Annotated in this window: 13 protein-coding genes and 1 pseudogene; 11 read left to right on the top strand and 3 right to left on the bottom strand. The window is 57.1% G+C overall.

Translation table 11 applies throughout. The annotated features are described in order from the left end of the window. The 7 genes from B3R00_RS01350 to B3R00_RS01320 all read left to right on the top strand — a co-directional run. On the top strand, positions 1-835 hold an 835-nt coding region (locus B3R00_RS01350), incomplete at its 5' end, for a tyrosine-type recombinase/integrase (protein ID WP_286996997.1). Positions 836-945: 110 nt separating this feature from the next. After that, positions 946-1,335 carry a LexA family protein gene (locus tag B3R00_RS01345; RefSeq protein WP_286996995.1) on the top strand — a complete coding sequence of 130 codons (390 nt, stop codon included), beginning with the start codon at positions 946-948 and terminating at the stop codon, positions 1,333-1,335. A 2-nt stretch (positions 1,336-1,337) separates the two neighbouring features. After that, entirely contained in the window at positions 1,338-2,195 is an 858-nt protein-coding gene (gene cho, locus B3R00_RS01340; RefSeq protein ID WP_286996993.1) for an excinuclease Cho, read from the top strand. Between the two features lie 8 nt (positions 2,196-2,203). Next, positions 2,204-3,511 carry a Y-family DNA polymerase gene (locus B3R00_RS01335; protein WP_286996991.1) on the top strand — a complete coding sequence of 436 codons (1,308 nt, stop codon included), beginning with the start codon at positions 2,204-2,206 and terminating at the stop codon, positions 3,509-3,511. A gap of 346 nt (positions 3,512-3,857) precedes the next feature. Beyond that, on the top strand, positions 3,858-4,754 hold the full coding sequence (locus B3R00_RS01330; protein WP_286996990.1) for a LysR substrate-binding domain-containing protein: 897 nt from the start codon (positions 3,858-3,860) through the stop codon (positions 4,752-4,754). Positions 4,755-4,907: 153 nt separating this feature from the next. Further along, complete coding sequence (locus B3R00_RS01325; RefSeq protein ID WP_286996988.1) at positions 4,908-5,294, top strand: alpha-hydroxy acid oxidase; 387 nt, start codon at positions 4,908-4,910, stop codon at positions 5,292-5,294. After that, complete coding sequence (locus tag B3R00_RS01320; protein ID WP_286996986.1) at positions 5,182-5,625, top strand: tripartite tricarboxylate transporter substrate-binding protein; 444 nt, start codon at positions 5,182-5,184, stop codon at positions 5,623-5,625. Before B3R00_RS01325 ends, B3R00_RS01320 begins: the two co-directional genes overlap by 113 nt. Before the next feature lie 65 nt (positions 5,626-5,690). On the opposite strand, the pseudogene B3R00_RS01315 reads toward B3R00_RS01320, so the two are convergent. Together B3R00_RS01315 and B3R00_RS01310 are read right to left on the bottom strand one after the other, a co-directional pair. After that, positions 5,691-5,846 (bottom strand): annotated as a pseudogene (locus B3R00_RS01315) (IS3 family transposase); the annotation flags it as partial. Further along, entirely contained in the window at positions 5,801-6,022 is a 222-nt protein-coding gene (locus tag B3R00_RS01310) for a type I restriction endonuclease (protein WP_286996999.1), read from the bottom strand. The pseudogene B3R00_RS01315 and the gene B3R00_RS01310, both read right to left, overlap by 46 nt. A 459-nt stretch (positions 6,023-6,481) precedes the next feature. Here B3R00_RS01310 and B3R00_RS01305 point away from each other — a divergent pair, with 459 nt between their 5' ends. Then, a complete protein-coding gene (locus B3R00_RS01305; protein WP_286996985.1) occupies positions 6,482-6,724 on the top strand; it encodes a hypothetical protein in 243 nt (80 codons plus the stop codon). A 257-nt stretch (positions 6,725-6,981) separates the two neighbouring features. Here B3R00_RS01305 and B3R00_RS01300 read toward each other — a convergent pair whose 3' ends face one another. After that, positions 6,982-7,257 carry a hypothetical protein gene (locus tag B3R00_RS01300; protein ID WP_286996984.1) on the bottom strand — a complete coding sequence of 92 codons (276 nt, stop codon included), beginning with the start codon at positions 7,255-7,257 and terminating at the stop codon, positions 6,982-6,984. Between the two features lie 253 nt (positions 7,258-7,510). Here B3R00_RS01300 and tnpA point away from each other — a divergent pair, with 253 nt between their 5' ends. The 3 genes from tnpA to tnpC all read left to right on the top strand — a co-directional run. Then, entirely contained in the window at positions 7,511-7,888 is a 378-nt protein-coding gene (tnpA, locus tag B3R00_RS01295; protein WP_071536238.1) for an IS66-like element accessory protein TnpA, read from the top strand. After that, complete coding sequence (tnpB, locus tag B3R00_RS01290) at positions 7,885-8,217, top strand: IS66 family insertion sequence element accessory protein TnpB (RefSeq protein WP_003121550.1); 333 nt, start codon at positions 7,885-7,887, stop codon at positions 8,215-8,217. Before tnpA ends, tnpB begins: the two co-directional genes overlap by 4 nt. Positions 8,218-8,293: 76 nt before the next feature. Next, the coding region (tnpC, locus tag B3R00_RS01285) for an IS66 family transposase (RefSeq protein ID WP_286996981.1) at positions 8,294-9,613 on the top strand (1,320 nt) is incomplete at its 3' end.

Raw genomic sequence — 9,613 nt, 5'->3', positions numbered from 1 at the left:
TACCTTGCAAAGCTACGTCTATCCCTTCATTGGGAAATTGGGCGTCGATGAGATTGAGCTTCCTCATGTCTTGGCTTGCTTAGAACCAATTTGGCACAGCAAAACAGAGACTGCCGTACGTGTGCGTGGCCGTATCGAGACAGTTCTCGATTGGGCTCAAGTACGCAAGTACAGAAAAAAGGAAAACGTAGCAAGGTGGAAAGGGCATCTGGATAAGGTGCTGGCGGCTCCTAGCAAGATCCAGAAGGTAGAACATCACAAAAGCATTCCCTATGGAGAAATAGCGGATTTTGTGAGCAAGCTAAAACTTCGTCAGGGGATGGCTGCAAAAGCTCTAATGCTTCTTATTCTCACGTGCACTCGATCTGGTGAAGTACGTGGAGCAAAGTGGAATGAGATAAATCTTGATAAGGGGATCTGGACTATCCCCGCTGAGCGTATGAAAGCTGGCAAGGAGCACCGTATTGCGTTGCCCAGTGCCGCACTGGAGTTGCTGAGGACGTTACCAAGGGTCGAAGGTAGCAATTTGCTTTTCCCCGGCACCAAGGGGCAACCCCTATCCGATATGACGCTCTTGGCAGTGATGCGCCGTATGGATGTGGCAGCAGTCCCGCACGGCTTTAGATCCACCTTCCGCGATTGGGTAGGTGACTGCACTTCGTATCCGTCTGATCTCGCTGAGGCGGCCTTAGCACATACATTAGAGAGCAAGGTTGAGGCCGCGTACAGACGCTCCGATGCACTAGAACGACGTCGCACCATGATGGAAGACTGGGCGAATTTCTGTGCCAAGCAGCCTTCAAAGACACAGGTGCGTGTGCAAGCAGCGAATTGAGAAGCCACGTAGTGATCCGGTAGTGGCCGATGCTTTGCTTGCTGTAAACTGTATGCATGTACAGCCCTCTTCCTCAAGCTGGCCAGCCTGTGCCGGCTATCGCTACACCAATGCACCTGCCGTTGGCAGACTGCTCAGTGCGTGCTGGATTCCCATCACCTGCTGAAGACTTCACAGGCAAGCACCTCGATCTCTCTGCCATGCTGGTGGAGCACCCGCAGGCAACATTTGTGTTGCGCGTAGCTGGTACCTCCATGGTGGAGCACGGGATTGGGGACGGCGACATGATTGTTGTAGATCGCTCCATCCAAGCACGGCACGGCCACATTGTGGTCGCGGTGATCGAAGGCGAGTTCACGGTGAAGTCGCTGTATTCGGTCGGTGGCATCGTGCGCCTCAAAGCTGGCAACCCAACCTACCCCGACATCATCCCCAGAGAATGTGAGACCTTGCAGATCTGGGGCGTCGTGACTTCGTGCATCAAGCGCTTTAGCAGGTAATCATGCACATCCCCGCGCGCAGACGCCCGGAATTTGAAGAAGCCCGGGTTAACGAATACCCAGAGCACCTGCGTGACTCTTTGCTGGACATGCCCGCCAAGCCGGGGGTGTATATCTTTCACGCCGCCGAAGGCACGCTGCCGCTGTACATCGGCAAGAGTGTCAATCTTCGCGCTCGGCTGCTGTCCCACATGCGCAATCCAGACGAAGCACGCATGTTGCGCCAAGCCGCGCGTATCAGCCACATCCGCACTGCCGGAGAAATTGGCGCCCTGCTGCTGGAAGCCCAGCTCATTAAGCAGCAGCAACCTCTGTATAACCAAAAGCTGCGCCGCAATCGCCAACTTTGTGCACTGCGCCTGCGTGAAGGTGTGCCAGAAGTTGTGCACTCCCGCGACATGGACTTTGCGGTGGAGCCCGATCTGTACGGCTTGTATGGCAGCCGCACCAGTGCTTTGCAAGGCTTGCGTGAACTGGCCGACCTGCACAAGCTTTGCTACGGCGCGCTTGGATTAGAAAAGCTCGCCAAAGGCCGCGCCTGTTTCAGGGCCATGCTCAACCAGTGCAACGGCGTGTGCTGTGACCGCGAAAGCCCCGTCGATCATCAGCAGCGACTACTCAGCGCTTTAGAGACTTTGCGCGTAGCCACCTGGCCTTACCCTGGGGCTATTGGGCTGCAAGAGCGCTGCGATGACATGCAGCAGATCCACGTCGTGCACAACTGGTGCTACCTGGGCAGCGCAGATACACGCCAGCAAGCGCGCAAGCTGGGCAAGGTAGCTGCCGGGTTCGATGCCGACGGCTACAAAATTTTGTGCCGCCCGATTCTGACAGGCACGGCACGCATCGTGCCGCTGTAGGTGCCGCCATGTTCGCCCTCGTCGACGGCAATAACTTCTATGTCTCGTGTGAGCGCGTGTTTAGGCCATCGCTGCAAGGCCTGCCTGTTGTGGTCTTGAGCAACAACGATGGCTGCGCCATTGCACGCAGTGATGAAGCTAAGGCCATGGGCATCAAGATGGGCCAGCCGTACTACCAGTTTCGGGATCTGGAGCGGGTAAGCAATCTGGTTTGCCTGTCGGCCAATTTTGAGCTCTACGGGGACATGAGCGACCGCATGATGAGCCTGGCTGCAGGGCTTGGCCCTCTGCAAGAGGTCTATTCCATTGATGAGAGCTTTATTGGGGATCTGGATGGCATCCCCGACCTGACACGCAGGGCGTGGGCCATACGTGCACGGATTGACAAGTGGATTGGCATCCCGACTTGCATCGGGCTTGCCCCCACCAAGACGCTGGCCAAGTTGTGCAATCACGTGGCCAAGGACGCAGAGCGCAAGCCTGGCAGCTACCCGAAAGAGCTGGCCAGGGTCTGCAACTGGACAGAGTTGACGCGAGAGATGCGAATTGACCTGCTGCGTCGCACGCCAGCAGGTGATGTGTGGGGCATCGGCCGCCGAATTGCAGCAAGGCTGGAAGAGCAAGGCATCCTCACTGCACTGGATGTGGCTCGGATGCCGGCCGCCAAGGCACGTGACGAGTGGAGTGTGCTGTTTGAGCGCACAGTGCGCGAGCTGCAAGGCATCAGCTGCATCAGCCTGGATCAAGCCCCCGCTCCCAAGCAGCAGATAGCCTGCACGCGCAGCTTTGGCCATCCCATCACCACATTGCCCCCGCTGATAGAGGCTGTGAGCGAGTTCGCTTCACGTACCGCAGAGAAACTACGCCATGGCAATCAGCGTGCCGGAGCTCTGCTGGTCTTTGCCCACACCTCACCGTTTCGGCCAGGACTTCGGTTTAACAAGTTGGCCACTATGCAGTTGCATCCACCCACCTCTGACACCAAAGCCTTGGTCTGTGCTGCTGTCAGTGGGTTACGGCGTATCTACGAGCCCGGATTTCAGCTGAGCAAAGCAGGTGTCATGCTGATGGACCTGTACTCAGCAACAGAGCAGCAGCAAAGTGACCTGCTGTTTGAAGAACCTGCACCCAAGCGCGACCATGGCAAACTCATGGAAGCGATGGACCGCATCAACGAACGCTATGGCAAATCCACGGTGCACATTGCCAGCACGGGGCGCACCCAAGAAGATGCGGCAGGCTGGCGGATGCGGCAAGAAAGGCGCACGCCAAGATACACAACGAAGCTCAGTGAGATACCAATTGCCCGCGCCTAAAAAAGACAAAAAATGCAAAGCCTGCTGCAAGCAGCAGAAGCTAGTGGTCAGGTCGAACGAGCAACAGCAGGGAGCTAAGAACTCCACAAAGCAGGGGCAACATCAGTTTGAAGATGATGTCGCACAGGGAGTTCCGACGACGGCAGAATCACCCGGCCCATCAGGGCTAACTTAGCGACTGGACGGTGTCCGGAACTACGGGGGCAAGATCAGTGTACATGAACTATCTCCTCTGATAGTCCAAGTTTTTGTCCGCATGCCCACCGGGGCAGTTTTGCGTGGAAATTAGCATTCTGCAATTTTGCAGCCCAATTACCCAGACAATCTTCCCCAGAAGGAGGAGTACATGTTTCGAGCAAAGACAGTACTGCCATCAATGGCTGCCTTGCAGTGTTTTGAAGCGGTGGCTAGGCACATGAGCTTTACCTTGGCGGCCAATGACGTTTTTCTGACGCAAGGTGCTGTGAGCAAGCAGATCGCGCAGTTGGAGGGCCATTTGTGCCAGCAATTGTTTCACCGCTCACCACGAGGATTGTCGCTAACGCCTGCAGGCAGGATGTATCTTTCTGAAGTGCGACAAATCCTCAATCAAGTCGATATTGCATCGCGGTATGTGATGGGGTACGGCAAGGCTGAAGAAACTCTGAGCATTGCGGTACAGCCCACATTTGGCAGCATGTGGCTGATCCCGCGCCTGGGCGAGTTCATCCGCGAGAATCCTGAGATTCAAGTTGTGATCCGCTCCGACGCCAGACCCTTTGATTTGATGCAGGCACGAATTGATATCTCGCTGTTTTATGGCAATGGGCTTTTGCCGGGCGCAGATTGCCATCGCTTGTTTGAGGCCCCTGTGGCGGTGGTCTGTAGCCCGTCCTATTTGCCAGCGGGCGCTTTAACGAGCCTGCAGCAGATAGAGCAGCACACGTTGATTCAGTGCAGTTCGCGGCCTGAGATTTGGCGCGATTGGTTTGCCCACCAAAGCTGGGAGCCGATGGACTGTTACCAGGGGCCGCGATTTGATACTTTCAGCATGTGTTTAACCGCAGCGCTGGAGGGAATTGGCATTGCGGCCATACCAGCCATGTTTGCGGAGCCTGCCCTGCGCGATGGGAAATTGATCCAGCCTTGGCACTTTGTGCAAGCGAGCGATAGCGTGTATTACGTGGCATGTGCCAGCCATTGCGCCAATTTGCCCAAGATACGCGCCTTTGTGGATTGGGTGTGTACCAAAGCCGTTGCCTAGCCAGTACCCACCGTTTCTTTGAAGCGTGCGGGAAGGAAGTGCCATGAGGAAAAGTAATACGGATATCAAAAATTTTCCTTTGTAGCCTGCACATATTCCCTGAAAGAATCCGCCCTGAGCCGCCACTGTGAGCTGCGGCTTCAGGAGGCCAGGATGGGCTTGAAAGATTGCTTGTCGATTGCGGATTTGGAACGTGTGGCACGGCAGCGCATGCCCGCTTGTGTGTGCGGCTATGTGTGCGGCGGCACGGAAGACGGTCAATCGTTGCAAGAAAGCCGCTCGCATTTTAGCCGCTGGGGCTTTGTGCCGCGGGGGTTGCAGCACGTAGAGCAACGCAATGCACGGGTGCAGGTCTGGGGGCAGGAATACAGCCTTCCGCTGGGCTTTGCGCCCACCGGGTTCTCTGCCATCGTCATGCACGACTGCGATGCGGCTTTGGCCTGTGTTGCGCGTGAAGAGCGGCTGCCGTTCATCATCAGCGGCGCTTCCACGGTGGCTCTGGAGCGGCTACAGCAGGAAAACGAGCAACGCTGCTGGTAAGCTCAAGGGCTTGGCGGTAACTACGGCCAAGCGCGTTCCTTTTGCCGCCGATATCCCGACCATGCAAGAAGCAGGTGTAGCGGATTTTGATGTTGCAGCCTGGTTTGCCGTGTTTGCCCCGGCTGGCACCCCCCGCGCGGTAGTGGAAAAAGTGAATGCTGCGATCAACGATGCGCTAAAAAACAATCCCGATATTCAGGCGAAGTACGCGCAAAACGGTTTCTTGATGCCTGCGGGTGATAACTCGCTTGCTTCATTCAAAGATTTTTTTCAGAGCGAATTGGAGCGTTGGGGTAATGTCGCCAAGGCTGCCAAGGTGACCATCGACTAAGCTCTAGTTTTAGCTCTTCCTTGGACTGATGTTGCCCCTGTTTTGTGGAGTTCTTAGCTCCCTGCTTACGCGGCTTTTTTGCGCTGTGCCTCGTACCAGCGTTGCTCGTATTGCATGGGGCTGAGATAGCCCAAACTCGAATGCAATCTACGGTAATTGTAGAAGGCCATCCAGTTCATGATGACCTGCCTTGCTTGCTCCCGGGTGGCGAAGCGCTGCCCTTTTGCTCAAACTGCTTGATCACCTGCAGCTTGTTGCGGGCCATGTGCTTTTTGTCGAACAGGTAGATGTTCTGGATGTGGCCATCGTCAAACACAAAGTCCAGCACATAGTCGTCATGCACCTTGCGTGTCTTGTCCACAATGCCTTCGCTGGGCTTGTCCAGCCAGTCGCTCACAAAGCGTTGCCACTCCGTATCGGCAAACTGCACGTTGTTCAGTGCCTGCAAAGCTAATCTCCACGGACCAAGCGCCTGCTAGATAGCACTACTTAATGCGAAGTCGTTTGGTACCTATTGCCCGCAGTGCTATTTTTCTCACATAACGCTAGCTTTATGGCACCGCTCGGCGGGTCCGTTTATCGCCTTGTGCCATGCTTTGATCGTGCATAAGCTAGCTGTTCGGCCTTGAGTTCTTCTGAAGAAAAATCTAAGCCCACTTCCATCGTCAAGGCTTCAAAGTTGCCTTGCAACTCACTGCAGGTAAAGCCCATCTTGGCCTGCTAGGACGCCTCACGTAGGCGGATCCAAGTATTGGCATAGGGTTGGAACCAGATTGTCACGTTTGACCAGATCCAGTATGGTTTGCACATACTAATCCGCAGGCAGGACGTTGCGTACGCCACGAGGGAGCGACATATGAAGGAACGTCTTCAGCATATCGAATTCAGACCTTACACCGGGCTGAAACATGTAGATGCCTCTACTACGGAGAAGAGTGCGCCAAAGCGTGTCCCTTCGAGAAAAAAACAAGCCAATTCCACCGAGATTGCACGCAATGTGATCTCGTTGCGAGTTGGGAATGGTCGAAAGGACTTTTTTCAAAATCTGCTGTACACGCTGAAGCGAAAACTGGGGTTAGAGCGTGCTGCAAAGCGATAATTTTGCTTGTGCGGGCCACTCTGATCGGCATTCAGCTATCCAGGAATCCCAGATGTAACGCACAGAGTTTCCAGCATATGGTTTTCAGCCGGTTCATGGATCTCCTCCCTCATGCCTTCCCATGAAGCGCCGAAAGGCACCGGCACTTTATGCCTCTGCGCTGGGTCATAGAACCAGCGTTTCACCCACCTAGGTGGGTTTTTTCTTCCCTTTGTGCCCTGTATACAGGGGCACATTGGCAAAACTTGTTTGCTGGGCTACAGTTTGACGCCCATGCAGCTCAGACACTCCTGGCGCCCCTGACACAACGCGTCCAGCTCATCCAGCCACTCTGACTTGTCTTCGCTGGATACATCGAACCAACTAACTTTGTTCACTTCTTCAAAGTCACGCACTAGCGCTCTCACGGCTTCAGACACTCCCACGATTCGCGCAAGCTCTCGATAGTGAGCCTTTAAGTTTTCAGTCGTGGCGTTGTCAGCAATATCCAGTAGCTTGATACCCAATTTGAGACGCAGCTTCGGCTTTTGCATCAACGCCATTCCTTTGACTCGAACCTTCGCGGGGCTAAGTCCTGACTCCAAGAACTCAAGAGCTGTACTCAACTCGTCGTCTGGGGCATCTGTGGGAGCGCTATCTTGCATGCTTTGATTGTCGAGCTTTCCTCATACCTCTGCCCTACGTCAAAGTAAGCGTTTCGGTGTATGAGCGTAAGCGTCCGGCAATCCCATCTTGAGATAGACCCAGTGTCGAGGCATCGTGTGCACGATGAACATCACGCACACTATGGCGAACGACACGATCGCCCAGCGCCCCAAGCGGCACTACTACTCCCCGGAACTTAAAGGCCAGATCGTGGCCGAATGCCAGGTCTCCGGCGCGTCAGTGGCCGGCGTAGCGCTTGCACACGGAATCAACGCCAACATCGTTCATCGCTGGATGCGCGAGCAAGCAGACTCCCTGTTGCCAGCGCCCCGGAATGAGTTCGTTGCGCTGAATCTGCCTCCACCAGTTGAACAGCTCCCAGCAACCGAGACCAGCTCGCCGCCCGTGTCGCGTGCGATTCGCGTTGATGTTCGGCGCAGCGCCAGCGTAGTCACCGTGAACTGGCCCCTGGAAGATGCAGCGTCATGTGCAGCGTGGCTGCGCGACTGGCTCCGATGATCCGCATTGATGCGCTGTGGCTCTCCACCGAGCCGCTGGACATGCGAGCAGGCACCGAGACGGCGCTCGCCCGGGTAGTGGCTGTCTTTGGCGCAGCGCGCCCACACCACGCCTATCTGTTCGCCAATCGACGAGCCAACCGCATGAAGGTGCTGGTGCACGACGGCATCGGTGTCTGGCTGGCGGCCCGGCGCCTGAATAGCGGCAAGTTCGTCTGGCCGCGCGATGCCGCCACCACCGCCACACTCAGCCGAACGCAGTTCGATGCGCTCGTGCTGGGCCTGCCCTGGAAGAACGTCGGCGAGGCTGGAGTCATCACTGTACTTTGAGTGCTCCGGTCGTTGGCCAGGCAATCAGCGCTTGCACCGATGCGCGAATGTGATGTTAGCCGCATCATCTTCTCCCGTGATCACCGCAGACCACCTTGACACCCTGGAGCCGCAGCAGATGCGAGCGGCCCTGCTGTCGTTGATGGGTGAGCTGGCCGAGCGAGACGGCGTGATCGCACGCCAGGGCCAAGAGGCGGTCTTCAAGCAGGCGCAGATCGACAAGCTCACGCACGAGAACGCACTGCTCAAGCGCATGAAGTTCGCCGCACAGTCGGAGCGCTTCAGCGCCGAGCAGAAGAGCCTGCTCGATGAATCGCTGGATGAGGACCTGCAGGCGGTGGCCGATGAGATCGAGCAGGCCACGCCGCCAGTGGCAGGCCGCCAAGACAAGCAAGTCCCCAAACGCGCACCCCTGCCGGCCAACCTGTCGCGGCGCGAGATCCGCCACGAGCCCGAGTCCACCACCTGCGCCTGCGGTTGCCAGATGAAGCGCATCGGCGAGGACGTGGCCGAGAAGCTGGACTACGCGCCCGGCGTGTTCACGGTGGAGCGCCACATCCGGGGCAAGTGGGCCTGTGCCCAGTGCGAGACGATTCACCAGGTGCCTGTCGATCCTCACATCATCGACAAAGGCATCCCTACCACTGGGCTACTGGCGCAAGTGCTGGTGGCCAAGTACGCCGACCACCTGCCGCTGTACCGCCAGGAAGCGATCTTCGGCCGCGCCGGCCTAGCCATCCCCCGCTCCACGCTGGCGCAATGGGTGGGCTCGTGTGGCGTGCAGTTGCAGCCACTGGTTGACGCCATGAGGACAGAGCTGCTGCAGCGCCGCGTGCTGCATGCCGACGAGACGCCGGTGTCTATGCTCAAGCCGGGCAACGGCAAGGCGCACCGGGCGTACCTATGGGCCTATGCCACGGGCGCCTTCGAGAACATCAAGGCGGTCGTCTACGACTTCTGCGAATCGCGCTCGGGCGAACACGCCCGGCGCTTCCTGGGCGACTGGAGAGGCAGCCTCACCTGTGACGACTTCAGCGGCTACAAGGCCTTGATCGCAAGTGGTGTGACCGAGGTCGGCTGCCTGGCGCACGCGCGGCGCAAGTTCTTCGATTTGCACGCGGCGAACCAAAGCCAGATCGCCGAGGTCGCGCTGCAGCAGTTCGCGCGGGTCTACGAGATCGAGCGTGAGGTCAAGGAGATTGCGACCGATCAGCGCCAAACCATCCGGCAACAACAAACGAAGCCGCTGCTTGATGCCTTGCACCAGTGGATGGTGCTGCAACGCCAGAAGGTGCCGGAAGGCTCGGCAAGCGCCAAAGCGCTGGACTACAGCTTGCGGCGCTGGGAGGCTTTGACCCGGTTCGTCGATGACGGACATGGTTGTGGGCATCAAACA

The organism is Comamonas sp. UBA7840 (assembly GCF_002501455.1).
GTDB classification, from domain to species: Bacteria; Pseudomonadota; Gammaproteobacteria; order Burkholderiales; family Burkholderiaceae_C; genus Comamonas; species Comamonas jiangduensis.
The sequence above is the reverse complement of the archived record's forward strand: the minus strand, read 5'-3'. Positions and strand labels throughout refer to the sequence as shown.

What these genes read in the sequence shown, in the direction of transcription:
- B3R00_RS01345 (WP_286996995.1), top strand. Translation starts at nt 946, where the DNA reads ATGCACCTGCCGTTGGCAGACTGCTCAGTGCGTGCTGGATTCCCATCA.
- cho (WP_286996993.1), top strand. Translation starts at nt 1,338, where the DNA reads ATGCACATCCCCGCGCGCAGACGCCCGGAATTTGAAGAAGCCCGGGTT.
- B3R00_RS01335 (WP_286996991.1), top strand. Translation starts at nt 2,204, where the DNA reads ATGTTCGCCCTCGTCGACGGCAATAACTTCTATGTCTCGTGTGAGCGC.
- B3R00_RS01330 (WP_286996990.1), top strand. Translation starts at nt 3,858, where the DNA reads ATGTTTCGAGCAAAGACAGTACTGCCATCAATGGCTGCCTTGCAGTGT.
- B3R00_RS01325 (WP_286996988.1), top strand. Translation starts at nt 4,908, where the DNA reads ATGGGCTTGAAAGATTGCTTGTCGATTGCGGATTTGGAACGTGTGGCA.
- B3R00_RS01320 (WP_286996986.1), top strand. Translation starts at nt 5,182, where the DNA reads ATGCGGCTTTGGCCTGTGTTGCGCGTGAAGAGCGGCTGCCGTTCATCA.
- B3R00_RS01305 (WP_286996985.1), top strand. Translation starts at nt 6,482, where the DNA reads ATGAAGGAACGTCTTCAGCATATCGAATTCAGACCTTACACCGGGCTG.
- B3R00_RS01300 (WP_286996984.1), bottom strand. Translation starts at nt 7,257, where the DNA reads ATGCAAAAGCCGAAGCTGCGTCTCAAATTGGGTATCAAGCTACTGGAT.
- tnpA (WP_071536238.1), top strand. Translation starts at nt 7,511, where the DNA reads ATGGCGAACGACACGATCGCCCAGCGCCCCAAGCGGCACTACTACTCC.
- tnpB (WP_003121550.1), top strand. Translation starts at nt 7,885, where the DNA reads ATGATCCGCATTGATGCGCTGTGGCTCTCCACCGAGCCGCTGGACATG.